This is a genomic window from Exiguobacterium sp. SH3S1, from assembly GCF_004337105.1.
GTDB classification, from domain to species: domain Bacteria; phylum Bacillota; class Bacilli; order Exiguobacteriales; family Exiguobacteriaceae; genus Exiguobacterium; species Exiguobacterium aurantiacum_A.
Genome location: NZ_SJUW01000005.1, coordinates 61,862 through 76,481, shown reverse-complemented (window position 1 = coordinate 76,481; position 14,620 = coordinate 61,862). Strand labels below are relative to the sequence as shown.

The window sequence follows — 14,620 nt, the reverse complement described above, 5'->3', positions numbered from 1 at the left end:
AAATGTTTTGCATGGCACCCTCGCTAGTGTAGGATAGTAAGTGAAGAATATTGGGAGGGCATGTTATGAAACGAGAAGTGAAAAAGCAGCTCAGTTGGATTATTTTTGCCGGCATCCTCATCGTCGGCGCTCTGCTCGCTTATAATTTTTATTTGGTCACCAACTTGAATGATGACGACAACGGTCGTGAGAACCGGACCGAACCGTTCTACACGTCCGTCGAAATCGGCTATGAAGAGAAGAAGTTGCCGGCAGACGGGGAGACGCTCGAAGTACGCAACTACCTCGTCACGTACGATGAGAACGGACATTTCGTATCCGAGGTCGTATCGGGACCGAACGCCGGTGCCCGGGCCGAATGGGATGGCACGATGTACCGTGAGTTCAATCCGGAAGGCGACGAAACGAACAGTCAAGAGACGAGTTCGGGTGCAGTCGCACCCCATCCGTTCTTGTCGCGGGCGACGAACGAACAGATTCGCAAGTGGCTTGATGACGGGACGCTAGGTACGGGTGAAGGAGACGTCAATATCATCGGTCGGACAGCTCAGGCGTTCGTCAAAACGGAATCCGCCGAGGCGGTACCTGCGGAGTGGGTCGAGAAATACCCATCGATCTTCGACGAAGGCGAAAATGAGGAAGCAGTGACGTATTACGTCGATGTGAACGAACGGATCCTGCTCGCTGCCGAGTCACGCAACAACGGGAACTTGTTCCACTCGATTCGCATGACTTCTTTTGAAGCACTATAACCCGACGAGGAGCAGACTGAGACGTCGGCTCCTTTGTCGTCTGAAAGGGAGAACTTTATGAAACAGATCCATTTGGAACAAGTTCAGCATGACTTGGAACGGTGGGAACAAGGCGACAAGGTCGATGAAGCGGCGCTCTTGTCCTATGCCCACTGGTCGCGTGCGACAGAGCATAACGACGAGTTGATCCGGACGTTGACACTGCTCTCGACGAGACGGTTGCAGCACAACCAAACGATCGATCCGCTTCTCAATCGCTGGGTGAAGGAACTCGAGTCGCTCGGCGCCTTACCGGCCGAACTGAGAGTCAGCCAACTGAATGAGAAGTTGCGCCGCTTCAGACAATCGCTCCATGTCGACTGGCCGACTCTTCGCGAAGCCGACTACGCCTCGATGAAAGTCCAAATTTTGACCGAGTACGAAGCGAAGACGTCCGAACTGCTCGATCAGCTCGATCGGTTACACGACGAAATCGAACGGGCCAAGTCAGATCTGCGGGACTCCGAGTTCAAAGATCAATTGGAGCGTTTGTTCGAGGTCGTCATCGAAGCGATGCAAGAAGTCGCGTCACTCGAAGATGACACCGCGTCGCTGCTCGCGTCGATGCAAGGCAACTACTTCAGCCGGGAGGCGTTCCGTCGTTTCGGTGAGCGGGTCGGTCTCGTCAAACAACGGATCGAGGCGATTTGCGAGCTGTTGCCAGAACGTCCGCGGGAGGTCCGCTCGAGTGCGATCGAGTCGCTCGAGTCGATGATCGGTCTAACGGAAGTGAAGCAGCGGGTGAAAGCATGGTATCGGTTCTTGTTGTTCCAAAAAGAACGGGACAAGGCCGGTTTCTCGTCGAAACATCAACCATCGCTCCATCTCGTCTTCACAGGGAACCCCGGTACCGGCAAGACGACGCTCGCCCGGCTCATGGCCGAGATCTATTTCGAGCTCGGTCTTCTCGGACGACCCGATGTCATCGAGGCAGACCGCTCGAGCCTTGTCGGTGCCTTCGTCGGCCAGACGGAAGAACAAGTCATGAATAAAGTCAAGGAAGCCGAAGGGGGCGTCTTGTTCATCGATGAGGCATACGCGCTCAAACGGCAAGATGCGAGCGGGAGCGATTACGGGCAGGCGGCAATCGACACACTCGTCGCCGCGATGACGAGTGGAGAATATGCCGGGAAGTTCGTCGTCATCCTGGCCGGTTATCCGGAAGAGATGCGCCACTTCTTACTCGCGAACCCAGGACTCAGGTCGCGGTTCCCTGAATCGAACCATTACGAGCTGCCGAACTACAGCGACGAAGAGCTCGTCGCGATCGGTGAGAAAGTGGCCGAAGAGAACAACTATGTGCTGACGACCGATGCCAAGCGCGCCCTCATCGCCCGGATTGACCGGGAACGAGTCGATGCGACGTTTGGGAACGCCCGGACCGTCCATAACATCTTGCTCGATGCGATGTTCAAAAAAGGATCTCGTTTCGGTGCCGACGCCCCGCTCGACGAGATGGCTTTGTTGACAGAGCTCGATTTTGAAGAGGCGACGAGCGAAGACGGCACGGCTCCGACGCTCGATGACATGATCGGGATGGAAGAAGCGAAACGACAGCTTCAGGAGATCGAGGCACTGATCACGATTCAAAGACGGCGGCGCGAGCTCGGGCTGAAGACGGCTCCGGTCCAACTTCACGCCGCGCTCGTCGGCAACAGCGGTACCGGCAAGACGACGTTCGCGCACGTGTACGCTCAGTTGTTGAAGAAGACGGGCTACTTGAAACGGGGACATTTGAAAGTCGTCAGCCGTGCCGACCTCGTCAGCGGCTACGTCGGGCAGACGGCCCAAAAGACGAAAGCAGCCATCCGCGACGCGCTCGGCGGGGTATTGCTGATCGATGAGGCGTACAGTTTGAACGGCGGTCCGAACGACTACGGACGCGAAGCGATCGATACGCTCGTCGACGAGATGCCGAAGCACGGGGAGAACCTCGTCGTCATCTTGGCGGGCTATGAGGCGCCGATGCGCCGGTTGATCGATTCGAACCCGGGACTGAGCAGTCGGATCAAGCGAACGATTCAGTTCGACGACTATTCACTCGCGCAACTTTCCCAAATCGCGAACAGCTATGCCGAGAAGTTTGGTTATGCGTTCGGGGACGGTGTCGAAGCTGCGCTGGCCGAACGACTGAAGCATGCAGATAAACCGAACGCACGGACGGCGCTGTCGCTCGTCGATGAGGCGATCGCCCGGCAATCGTACCGGCTCATCGCCGAGAACGCCGAGGATAGCGAGTTAAATCAGATTTTAGTAGTAGATATTAAGAGTAAGTTATAATATACTGTAGACTGAAAAGAGGGCGATTTGATGCATACGATTCAGATTCCTGTACGATACCAAGAGACGGACATGATGGGGATCGTCTATCATGCGAATTATTTAGTCTACCTTGAGATCGCGAGAACCGAGTTGTTACGACAACTCGGAGTGGAATATAAAGACATGGAACAGGCCGGGTTCGTGTCGCCGGTGACGAACGTGACGGTCGACTATAAGAAGAGCGTCACGTTCGGGGACACGGTCAACGTGCGCGTCTGGGTCGACAGTTATTCGAAGATCCGTACTGTCTACGGGTACGAGTTGACCGATCAAAACAATGATTTGGTCGGGACGGCGAAGACGACGCATGTCGTCGTGAAGCGCGGCGATTTCAAGCCGATCCGGCTCGACCGGGAATTCCCGGCATGGCACGATATGTATTTGAAAGTCTTGAGCCCGGTTCAATAACAGTCGTTCCTTTGTACCGTCAGTGTGGTATCATATCTTGACGGTATTTTTTTGTATGAAGAAAGGGGAAGATCGCATGCGAAAACCATCTGTGTTGATGGTGTGCTGCGCCTTGACGCTCACGTTAGTGGGATGTACGACAAGCGAACAAGCTGATCCGAACGAACCGATAGAACAACCGACCGTGTCTGACACGGAGAAGCCGGCGGAAACGCCGACTGATAACGAGACAGCACCGGCAGAGCCGGCTCCGGAAGCGGAAGAGCCGGCCGAAACGGACAAGGACGAACAACCGGCGACCGAACCAGAGCCGCCGGCCGAGGAAGAACCAGTGGCCGAGCCGGCAGAGCCGAGTCAACCGATTGAATTGAACGGGCAAGCAAACCTTGAGTTGGACGCACTCGTCCTCGTCAATAAACAGATTGCCTTGCCGAGTGATTATCAACCGGCTGATTTGGTGACGGCGAACATCGATTTCGTCGATTCGGCGACCGGTGAGCGTAGAATGTTGCGTAAAGAAGCGGCCCGTGCCATCGAGTCACTCATGAAGGACGCGAAAGCGGCCGGGATTGACTTGAAAGGGACGAGCGCGTTTCGGACGTATGCGTATCAAGTGCAGTTGTTCAACGCCTACGTCGCGCGTGACGGCAAGGAGCAGGCCATGAAGTACTCGGCGCCTCCGGGACACTCAGAGCATCAGACAGGGCTCGCGATCGACGTCTCGAGCGCGTCAGTCGGTTATCAACTGACGCAAGAGCTTGAACAGACGACAGAGGGCAAGTGGCTTGCTGATAATGCACACAAATACGGTTTTATCGTCCGTTACCAACGTGCATACGAAACGGAAACCGGTTATATGTATGAACCGTGGCACTTACGATATATCGGGGTAGACCATGCGACGAACGTTCATAAAACGAACGTTCCGTTCGAGCGCTACCTCGAGCAATTAATGGACTAAGGGGAATTGCGATGCCTTATATGACAGAAGTGATAATCATCATCGTCAGCTATTTGCTCGGCTCGATCCCGTTCGCGCTCATCGTCGGAAAGCTCGGCTATCGAGTCGACGTGCGGGAGCATGGGAGCGGGAACTTAGGGACGACGAACACGTTCCGCGTGCTCGGAAAAAAAGCGGGGACGCTCGTATTATTAGGAGATATAGGCAAAGGGTTGGTTGCGGCGCTGTTGCCGCTCCTGTTCGGGAGCGACATGAGTCTCTTGCTCGCAGGGATTCCAGCCATCATCGGCCATTCGTACCCGATCTTTGCCAAGTTCAAAGGCGGAAAATCGGTCGCGACGAGCGCCGGGATCTTACTCGCGGCGTTCCCGTGGTTCTTCTTCGTCGTCGTCGGGACGTTTATCGTGGCGCTCCTCATCTCGAGGATGGTGTCGCTCTCATCGATGGCGGCGTCAGCCGTCGGACTCGTGACGGTCGTGACGTATAGTGTCATCACAAAAGATTGGTTGCCACTCATCGTCATCGTACCGCTCGCCTCGTTCATCATCATCAAGCACCGCACGAACTGGCAACGGATCCGCGCGGGCACCGAACCGAAAGTGCCGCTGTTCCAAAAGAAAAAATAAAGATGTTACCGAACGGAACCTGTCTAGCAGGTTCCGTTCGGTTTTTTAGCGTTTGCGACGAAACGATTTCGAACGACCGACCAATTGTTGTGGATTTCCGTGGATTTTTGCTAAAAAGAATGAAAAAAGTGTTGGATTTGCCCGTTCTTTACTTTCAGTTTACGTTAAATTTACATCCGTTCGCTAAAATAGAAGAGGAAGCGATTTTTGCGGAGGAGGCAGGCTTGTGTCGTTAATTGGAGAAGAACGTAAACAAAAGATTGTCGAGTGGATCGAGCGGGAAGGTAAAGTGAAGACGAGTGAACTGATCGAACGGTTGAACGTCTCGGGGGAGTCGATTCGCCGCTACTTAGAAGAGCTTGAGAAAGAACATCGCATCAAACGGGTATACGGGGGAGCCGTCTTGCATCAAAGCGTCTCGTTCCAACCGATGACGATTTCGAACATGGACGGGATTCGTCGCATCGCCTATACGGCGTTTCAACTCGTCGAAGACGACATGCTACTCTACATCGGGCATGGTGTCGCCCCCGAGCAAGTCGCGTCAAGGCTCCGCGGGCGAAACTTGACGGTCGTCACGCCTTCACTCATGGTTGCGAAAGCGCTATTCGAGCAGCGGGCCAAAGGTGTGTTCACGGGCGATATCCAATTGCTCGGGGGTACGATCGACCCGAAACATCTCGTTACCGTCGGCGAACAAGTGCTTCAACAACTGAAAGCGTACGTGTTCGATATGGCGATTTTGTCTGTCGAAGGGGTCGATGCGACGCTCGGGCTGACGTGTGACGCCCATGGGCTGTCGACCGTGACGCAAGCCGTCATGACGCAGAGCCGTATGTGTTATCTACTCGCCGACCACACCCAGTTCAATCAACAGAGACGATATCGTGTCTCCGACTTCTCGACGGTGACGACGATCATCTCAGATTTTCCAGAACCGACCGATTGGAAGCGAGCGTTGGCCGAACACGAAGTCGAATGGCGTTTCGCTCCATAACTAAAGGAGGAGTCATTTATGATCGAAGTCATCGTCACGACGTTAAACGAAGCGAAAGCAGCGGCACGATATGGGGCGAATCGGCTCGAACTGATTGCCGATATGCGTGCCGGTGGGACGACCCCGAGCTTCGGGACGATCCGTAACGTATTGGAGAACGTCACGGTCCCTGTCCACGTCATGATCCGGCCGCATACCGACTCGTTCGTCTACAGCGAAGATGATAGTGAGACGATTTTGGCGGATGTCGGGCTATGCCGTGAGCTCGGGGCCGACGGGATCGTCTTCGGTGCATTGACGGAAGACGGACGAATCGATGAACGGCTGCTCGGCGAGGTCATCAAGCATAAAGGCGACATGGCGCTCACGTTTCACCGGGCGATCGACGAGGCGGCTGATCTCGTTCAAGCAGTGGACGTGTTGAACGGATTTCCGGAAGTCGATCAAATTTTGACGTCCGGGGGAGCGGTGACGGCCCTCGAAGGGATCGAACGTCTCGAAGCGATGCGGGACGCGGCGACGATGACGATACTGCCTGGAGCCGGGATCACGGCGGACAACGTCGCTCAACTCGTCGCCCGGCTCGATGTTCCTTTCGTCCATGTCGGCAACGGCGTTCGGACGGACGGGAGACTCGACGAGGCGAAATTTCAAAACCTGCTCGAGCAAATGAAACGCTAAAAACAGTCGGATGACTGTTTTTTTGCTATAATGAAAAAAACGATAATGAAGGTGACGTCATGCAATCAGCAGTCTATAAACAATTTGCGCTCCGGATGTTGTCCGGAAACTGGGGGATCTCACTCCTTGCCGTGCTCTCGACGATGCTCGTTCAAGCGATGATCACGACGCAACTCGATTTGTCATCGACGGACCCGTCCGTCATGCTCGTCTCGATCGGTCTCTTGTACGGTGCGACCGTCTTGCTCGCCCCGCTCGAGATGGGACGAAACTGGATCTTCCTCGACATCGCCAAAGCGGAAAAACCAAGGTTCGGTCTTTTGCTCGAGTCGTTCGGATCCGTTAAAGACTACGTCCGTGCCGTCACGTATTACGCCGTGTTCTATCTTGGGTTGAACGTGCTCATGCTCTTCTTGATCGTCCCGGGCGTTTGGTTTTACTTGACGTATCGAATGGTCCCGTTCATCCTTCGCGATCAACCTGAACTGACGGCGTTCACGGCGATGCGTGAGAGCCGACGCCTCATGCGCGGGAAAAAACAGATCATGCTCAGGCTGTATGCAAGCTTTATCGGTTGGTACGTGCTTGTCCTCATGACAGGCGGAATCGCCTATATCTTCGTCCAGCCGTATCTTCATACGGCGCTCGGCGGGCTCTACCTCGAAATCAAAGCAGAAAAACAAGCAAACGAAACCACGGCCGGCTGAATCTCAGCCGACCGTGGTTTTTTTATGATTCGTGCCGATCTGACTTCTGTGGATCGGGAGCGTCCTTAAAGTCTTGTCTCTCTTCATTCGTCGCATGTTCATGCCACTTTTTAGCCTGTTCTGTCGCGATCGGTATCGCTTTTTGATCGGAATACCCTTGAGCTATGAGGGCGTTGGCGATATCGATCGCTTTCTTTTTGACGAGCGGGTCGAAGTTTTTCAGTGACTCTGGATAATCTTTCATATTCCAAGGCATCATGATCACTCCCTTCTGTACTACTAATTCCACAACAACGTCGATTCAAACGTCTTGATTCATATAGTATTCGATGAGCGCCTGCGTCCCGTTCTCACCGTATCCGTTCTCTTCTAAAATCGAATAGAGTCGGTATGCGAGCTCGAGGCTTGGCAGTTTGACACCTAACTCTTTCGCGCTCTCGAGGGCGAGCGCCATGTCCTTGATGAAGTGTTTGATGAAGAAGCCTGGCGAATAATCTTCGACGATCATGCGAGGTACCAGGTTCTCGAGCGTCCAACTGCCGGCCGCGCCGCCACGGATCGTCTGGCGCAATTGATCGGGGTCGAGACCGGCACGCTTCGTGAAGGCGAGTAGTTCGGCGTTGCCCATCATGATGCCTGCGATCGCAATCTGGTTGGCGAGTTTGGCGTACTGGCCGCTCCCGGCGTATCCCATCCGTTCGATCGCTTGCCCCATCGCTTCAAACAGCGGCATTGCTTTCGTGAACGCGAATTCGCCACCGCCGACGAGAATCGATAGCGTCCCGTTCTTGGCGCCGACATCGCCGCCCGTGACCGGGGCGTCGAGCGGGAGCAGGCTGCGGTCGATCGCGGCCTCAGCGATTCGTTCGGCGAGCTTCGGTGACGACGTCGTCATGTCGATGACGAGTGTGCCGGGTTCGGCGGAGTCGAGAATCATCCCTTTACCGAAATAGATGCTTTCGACGTCTGACGGATAGCCGACGATCGTGATGACCGCATCGGCGTTTTGACACGCCGCTTCGATGGAGTCACACCACGCCACGCCTTCTGCGAGCAGGTCGGCGGCCTTGTCTTTCGTCCGCGTGTACGCTTGGACGGTATAGCCTGCCTTCATTAAGTTTCTGACCATCGATTGACCCATGACGCCGAGTCCGATAAATCCGATTGTCTTCATGGTTGATTTCCTCCTAGTAGTTGCTGTTTAACGAGCCGTTCATATAATTTGTTGTCTTGAAGCAGCGTCTTGTGCGTGCCGAGCCCGCTGATCCCTCCGTTCTCAAGGACGATAATTTGATCGGCGTGTTGGACGGTCGAGAGGCGGTGGGCGATGACGAGCGTCGTCCGTCCCCGCATGAGCCGGTCGAGCGCCTCTTGGACGACACGCTCGGACTCTGAATCAAGGCTCGACGTCGCTTCATCGAGCAACAAGATTTGGGGGTCACGGAGCAGCGCCCGGGCGATGGCGAGCCGTTGCCGTTGGCCACCCGATAAACGGACACCGCGTTCACCGATCTCGGTCTCGAGCCCGTTCGGCATCGTATCGATGAACGACCAAGCGTTCGCCATCTCACAGGCGTTTTTAATCTCGGTCTCGGTCGCGTCACGCTTCAGGCCGTACAAGATGTTTTGGCGGACCGTTCCCGAGAGGACGGGTGAGTCTTGGGCGACATAACCGATGACTTGCCGCCAATTGTCGCGGCCGTACGAATCGATGTCGCGGTCGCCGTACAGGATGCGCCCCGACGATGGAACGTAAAACTGTTCGACGAGCGCGAACAGCGTCGTCTTGCCGGCGCCGCTCCGTCCGACGATCGCGGTCGTCGCCCCGAACGGCACGGTCATCGAGATGGCATCGATGACTGGTTGCTCATCGTAGCGGAACGTGACGTCCTCGAACGTCAGTGTCGACTGTTGGATGTGTTCCGTGGCAGCGGCGTAACGTTCCGGTTCGACCGCGAGCAGTTCAGAGATGCGCTCGGTCGCGCCGCGAGCCTTTTGCAGGCGCGTGATAAATTCTGTCATCGTGATGAGCGGGGTGATGATTTGGAACAAGTAGAGCATGAAAGCGAGCAGCGCCCCGGTCGATAACGCCCCGGTCGAGACACGGTACGCCCCGAAACCGAGGATGGCGATCAGCATCGCCGTCAGCGTGACGTTCAAGAGTGGGATCAAGATCGCTTGAATCCGTCCTTCTTTCACACCGTAATCGAACAAGCGTTCAATCCGCCGGCTCCCTTCGGCTACTTCCTCACGTTCGGTCGCCTGTGATTTGACGAGCCGGATCTCACCGAGCAGCTCGGCGAAAAATCCAGACAACCCGCCAAGTTCGTGTTGCGTCTTCTTGGCGATCGTTCTAAGTTTGCGGCCGAGCGGGATGACGATCACGAGCGTCGTCGGGACCGAGAACAAGATGACGAGCGTCATCTGCCAGTCGAGCGTGAACAAGATACCGACGGCCCCGATGACCGATACGAACGAAGTGAGCAGGCGGACGCTCTGTTCCGACAACAGCTGTTGCAGCGTCGTCGTATCGCTGTTCAGGCGTGAGACGAGGTCCCCCGATTTGACACCGTCATAGAACGGGATCGGCAACGCGACGAGGTGCTCCCATAACGTCGTCCGGAGATTGGCGACGACGCGTTGTCCGACGATATGTAGCCAATAGATGGAAATGGCGCTCGAGACGACTTGAACGAGAAAAGCGACGACAAAAATGGCGACGAGCCGGGCATCGAGCACGGCCTCGCTCCAATTGTCGACGACACGTTGCAAAATGAGCGGGATGGCGAGGGCCGCCATCGCTTGGACTAAAGAAATCAATACGGCACCGATAAACAATTGTTTCGGCGGTTTGGCGACTCGGAACAAGCGAAGGAAAGCTTGCCAAGTAGTTGTGGACTCCATCGAACGTCCCCCTTTCCTATTAACTTTCGCTGTTTCGAAAACAAGTGTCAAGACGTCGAATCGTTGCGGTGAAAAATGCTAGAATGGGAAGAGAGGTGAGGACGAATGAAATGGATACATACGGCCGATTGGCATTTAGGAAAAATCGTCCACGGCCGCCATATGACAGAAGATCAACGCATCATTTTATTTGAATCGTTTTTACAGATTGTCGACGAGGAGAAGCCGGACGCAATCGTCGTCGCGGGAGACCTATACGACCGGTCCGTTCCCCCGGTTGAAGCAGTCGATTTGCTTGACGAGATGTGGCAAGCGCTCGTGCTCGAGCGGAACATCCCCGTGCTCGCAATCGCCGGCAACCACGATTCGGCCGAACGGCTCCAATATAGTTCGAAACTGTTGACGAAAGTCGGGCTCCATATCGTCGGGAAGTATGAGCCGGGTGCGGGACCGATCATCGTCGCGGGCATCCCGTTTTACTTGATGCCGTTTTTAGAACCGGCCCGGATCCGCTACACGCTGCAAGACGAGACGATCCGGACCCATCACGACGCGCTCACGGCCGTCGTCGAATCGTTCGGTTCCATCGATGCCCGAGCGGTCGGGGTCGGCCACAGCTTCGTCGCCGGCGGTCTCGAGACCGACTCTGAGCGGCAACTGTCGGTCGGCACGGCCGGACAAGTCGCCAAAGGACTATACGAACCGTTCGGTTATACGGCGCTCGGCCATCTCCATAACCGCGACGCGCTCCGCGACGACAAGATCGCCTATAGCGGTTCGCTCATGAAATATTCATTCTCTGAGGCGAACCACGTGAAATCGGTCGACGTCATCGAATGGGACGGAGGATGGACGCGCCGACGTCGTCCGCTTCAAGCAAGACGCGACTTGCGCATCTTGACGGGCACGTTGAATGAACTACTCGATCCGGTGTTCTATCAAGACGAGAAAACGGATGATTACTTGAAAATCGTCTTGACCGACGAGTCTGCCTTATTCGACCCGATGGCGAAACTGCGGACCGTCTATCCGAACATCTTGCATCTCGAGCTTGAACTGTTGCGCCGCCAAGACGAGACGTCCCGCTTCGAGCGTGAGACGCTCGAACGGCAGTCAATCGAGGACGTCTATATGGAGTTCTATAAAGCTGTCCATGGCCGAGACGCCGATGAGACGGTACGACGATTCGTGGAAGGAGATGGACCGATATGAGACCTGAACGATTGACGATCACCGCATTCGGTCCTTACGCCGAGACAGAACAGATCGACTTCACACAGCTTGAAGGGCGCTCGATGTTCGTCATCAGTGGACGAACCGGCGCCGGCAAGACGACGATTTTTGATGCGATGACGTTCGCCTTGTATGGACGGGCGAGCGGTGCCCTCCGGAACGCCAGCGATTTTAGAAGCCAATACGCCGAACCGGAACGAAAGACGGAGATTGATTTCTCGTTCACGATTCGTGAGGAACGGTACCGGATCGTCCGCCAGCCCCAACAACCGCACCCGAAAAATAAGACACCGATCCCGCATGAGGCGGTCCTCTATGAATGGGCGGACAGCTGGAAACCGCTGGCGACGAAAGTCGGGGATGTCGAGCAGCAGATCGAATCGTTGCTGCAACTTGATTATGAGCAGTTCAGCCAAATCCTGCTGCTCCCGCAAAACCAGTTCCGCCAACTACTCGACTCGGACTCGATGAAGAAACAACAGATCCTCCAGTCGATCTTTAAGACCGAGGCGTATCGAGCGTTTCAAGAGAATTGGGTCGAGCGGTATGGCAAGTATCGGAAACAAGTCGAGTGGGCGACCGAGACGACACGCTTGAAGCTGCTTGAACTTGAAGACGATGACATCGAAACCGTCGCCGAGCGTAACTTGCCGGAGATTCAGGACTGGCTCGAGGCCAGAGAAGAGCGCCTGCTGACGGCGACCGAGTCGTTACGAGGCGAACGGGACGTACAATCGAAACGGGTCGATGCGATACGGAGCGAACTCGAACAGGCGAACGCGCTCGTCCGTTTGTTCGTCGAACGTGACGAGCAGGCACGCGCCCTTGAACGCTACAAATCGGGTGAAGCCGATCGGATGGAGCGCCGCCGATTGATTGAACGGTTGGAGGCGTCAAGCCGTGTCCGGCCGTTATACGATCGCTACTTGGCGAATCGACAAGATATCGAACGGCTAAATCATGACATCGACGGTGTTCAAACACGGTTGACACAATACGCGAGCAAACTAGACGAGCTCCACGCCAAGACGGAGCGCATCGCGACTTCGAAGCAAGAAGTCGAGACGATCACCGCCCGTCTGAAAGCCATCGATGACATGCTTCCGTTCGTTGACGAATGGCAGACCGCCGTGACAGAGCGAGACGAGTTGAAACGCTTGACCGACCAACTCGCTGTCTTCAAGGACGATTCTCGTTTAACCGAACTGAGACGGCAGGAAGAGGTGTTGTCAGCAGAGCTCGCACAGGAAACGACACCGAACCGTCTCGTCGAAGCTGAACGAAAGTATGACCGGCTCACGGCACACACGCAACTCGAAGCAAGATTTCAAGCTGTAACGGAGCGGCTCGCATCGTGTGAGCGCAACGGCAAGGAAGCGCAACGGCGTCACAAGGCCCAGTCGGATATCGTCGAGCAGTTCATGCATGAAGAGCAGGCGTTATGGGCACAGAAGCTCAGTGTGACGCTCGTCGACGGTGAGCCTTGTCCCGTATGTGGATCGCGGACACATGGGACGGTCGCGTCGCACGAGGTGACGAGTGACCAAGGCGAGCTCGTCGCCGCGACGGAGATGCTGAAACAATATGAGGCGGCCTTGCACGAGGCGAGAGCGGACTACCGGGCGTTGAAGCAACAGGCCGAAGAAGTCCGAGGCGAACTCGAATCGTCAAGACAGGCACTCGACTTGTCCGGGTCGGTTCAAGAGGCGACCGCTCTGCAAGAGCGACTCATCCGTTCGCTTCGAGATGAAGAGCGGGCGCGTGCTCAAGCGGAACGTACGTACCGCACGGTCATGACAGAACTAAAACGATTAGAGAAAGAGAAACGCGAACTGACGGAGCGACGGCAGCAATTGCTCGAGCGGTTGCAAGCCGTCCAAGAACGGCTGCAAGTGATGCGGCAACCGGATGCGGCCTCGCTTCAACAACTGCAAGCCGAACGTGACGCGCAATCGACGCGGCTCGACCGGCTGCAGCAAGTTATCGCGCAGTATGAACGCGAACTCGAGGACGTGACACGCTTGAAGTGGACCGAAGCAGAACGTTTGCGGCTTCTGAACGAACGGCTCGACCTCGAGCAGAAACGTTTTGACCAGACCGAGACCGAGCTCGAGAAGTCGCTAGCGAAAAACGAATTGAGCCGTGACGTCTTTTTGACACACGTCGAACAGATCGACACGGTGTCGTCGTTGCAAGAACAACTCGCGGAAGAACAGGCAGACGGGATCCGCCTCGAACATGGCTTCAACGCATTGACCGACAAGATCGGTGATGCGGTCAAACCGGATCTCGTTCTGTTAAACGACCGACTGACGACAGCGCAGGCAAGTCTCGACGCATTGGCGGAACAACTCGTCACTGCGGACAGCCAATTGAAGCGCCATCGCCATGTCATTTCGGAATGGGACCGGCTTCGAGACCAGACCGCAGACGAGCAACGCAATCTCGAGACGGTCAAACTGATCGCCGACACGGGTCGTGGTTTGAACCCACAGAAACTGACGTTCGAGACGTATGTGCAGACCGCGTTCTTCGATCAGATTTTACATGCGGCCAACATTCATCTTGATCTGATGACGAGTGGGCAGTTCCAACTCGAGCGAAAAGTCGAGACGGCGAAAGGGAACGCAAAATCTGGACTCGAACTATTGGTCTTTGACGCCTATACGGGACAATCCCGGCGCGTCCAAAACTTGTCGGGCGGGGAAGGGTTCAAAGCCTCGCTCGCCCTCGCGCTCGGGTTGGCCGAGGTCGTCCAGCAACTGAGCGGTGGTGTCAGCCTCGAGACGATGCTCATCGACGAAGGATTCGGGACGCTCGACGCCGAATCGCTCGACCAGGCGATCGAACTGTTGATGTCGCTGCAGTCGAGCGGACGTCTCGTCGGTGTCATCAGCCACGTCCAAGAGTTGAAAGACCGCGTCGATGCGCGGATCGAAGTGAAAAAATCAAGAAGCGGGTCGACGATCCAGCTCGTTGTGGAGTGAAAC

At 55.6% G+C, this 14,620-nt stretch carries 13 protein-coding genes; 10 read left to right on the top strand and 3 right to left on the bottom strand.

The genetic code is table 11. From position 1 onward, the window contains the following. Positions 1-65 precede the first annotated feature (65 nt). The 8 genes from EVJ26_RS07170 (at position 66) to EVJ26_RS07135 (ending at position 7,493) form a co-directional block, all read left to right on the top strand. Positions 66-752: a hypothetical protein gene (locus tag EVJ26_RS07170; RefSeq protein WP_131458705.1), complete on the top strand. Its 687-nt coding sequence runs from the start codon at positions 66-68 to the stop codon at positions 750-752. 57 nt (positions 753-809) lie between these two features. Then, positions 810-3,071 (top strand): AAA family ATPase, encoded by a 2,262-nt coding sequence (locus tag EVJ26_RS07165; protein ID WP_131458706.1) that lies wholly within the window; start codon positions 810-812, stop codon positions 3,069-3,071. A gap of 30 nt (positions 3,072-3,101) precedes the next feature. After that, positions 3,102-3,521 carry an acyl-CoA thioesterase gene (locus tag EVJ26_RS07160; protein ID WP_070327159.1) on the top strand — a complete coding sequence of 140 codons (420 nt, stop codon included), beginning with the start codon at positions 3,102-3,104 and terminating at the stop codon, positions 3,519-3,521. Between the two features lie 76 nt (positions 3,522-3,597). After that, entirely contained in the window at positions 3,598-4,482 is an 885-nt protein-coding gene (locus EVJ26_RS07155) for a M15 family metallopeptidase (protein ID WP_236634060.1), read from the top strand. Positions 4,483-4,493: 11 nt separating this feature from the next. Next, a complete protein-coding gene (gene plsY / locus EVJ26_RS07150; RefSeq protein WP_370250774.1) occupies positions 4,494-5,108 on the top strand; it encodes a glycerol-3-phosphate 1-O-acyltransferase PlsY in 615 nt (204 codons plus the stop codon). A gap of 226 nt (positions 5,109-5,334) precedes the next feature. Then, positions 5,335-6,105 (top strand): DeoR/GlpR family DNA-binding transcription regulator, encoded by a 771-nt coding sequence (locus EVJ26_RS07145; RefSeq protein WP_131458708.1) that lies wholly within the window; start codon positions 5,335-5,337, stop codon positions 6,103-6,105. A gap of 18 nt (positions 6,106-6,123) precedes the next feature. Then, the gene (locus tag EVJ26_RS07140; RefSeq protein ID WP_131458709.1) at positions 6,124-6,786 is read left to right on the top strand and encodes a copper homeostasis protein CutC; all 663 of its coding nucleotides are present in this window, start codon (positions 6,124-6,126) and stop codon (positions 6,784-6,786) included. Between the two features lie 59 nt (positions 6,787-6,845). Continuing rightward, entirely contained in the window at positions 6,846-7,493 is a 648-nt protein-coding gene (locus tag EVJ26_RS07135) for a DUF975 family protein (RefSeq protein ID WP_131439712.1), read from the top strand. A gap of 22 nt (positions 7,494-7,515) precedes the next feature. Here EVJ26_RS07135 and EVJ26_RS07130 read toward each other — a convergent pair whose 3' ends face one another. From EVJ26_RS07130 to EVJ26_RS07120, 3 genes are read right to left on the bottom strand one after another with little or no spacing between them, the layout of a single operon-like run. Then, a complete protein-coding gene (locus EVJ26_RS07130) occupies positions 7,516-7,752 on the bottom strand; it encodes a DUF2188 domain-containing protein (RefSeq protein ID WP_131470168.1) in 237 nt (78 codons plus the stop codon). Between the two features lie 42 nt (positions 7,753-7,794). Further along, positions 7,795-8,667 carry an NAD(P)-dependent oxidoreductase gene (locus EVJ26_RS07125; RefSeq protein WP_131467924.1) on the bottom strand — a complete coding sequence of 291 codons (873 nt, stop codon included), beginning with the start codon at positions 8,665-8,667 and terminating at the stop codon, positions 7,795-7,797. After that, positions 8,664-10,397, bottom strand: a complete 1,734-nt coding sequence (locus EVJ26_RS07120; protein WP_131467926.1) for an ABC transporter ATP-binding protein — start codon at positions 10,395-10,397, stop codon at positions 8,664-8,666. The genes EVJ26_RS07125 and EVJ26_RS07120 overlap by 4 nt, the downstream gene beginning before the upstream one ends. A gap of 105 nt (positions 10,398-10,502) precedes the next feature. On the opposite strand from EVJ26_RS07120, the gene EVJ26_RS07115 reads away from it, so the two are divergent. Next, entirely contained in the window at positions 10,503-11,609 is a 1,107-nt protein-coding gene (locus EVJ26_RS07115; RefSeq protein ID WP_131467928.1) for an exonuclease SbcCD subunit D, read from the top strand. After that, positions 11,606-14,617: an AAA family ATPase gene (locus EVJ26_RS07110; RefSeq protein WP_131470167.1), complete on the top strand. Its 3,012-nt coding sequence runs from the start codon at positions 11,606-11,608 to the stop codon at positions 14,615-14,617. The genes EVJ26_RS07115 and EVJ26_RS07110 overlap by 4 nt, the downstream gene beginning before the upstream one ends. The last annotated feature ends 3 nt before the right edge of the window (positions 14,618-14,620 follow it).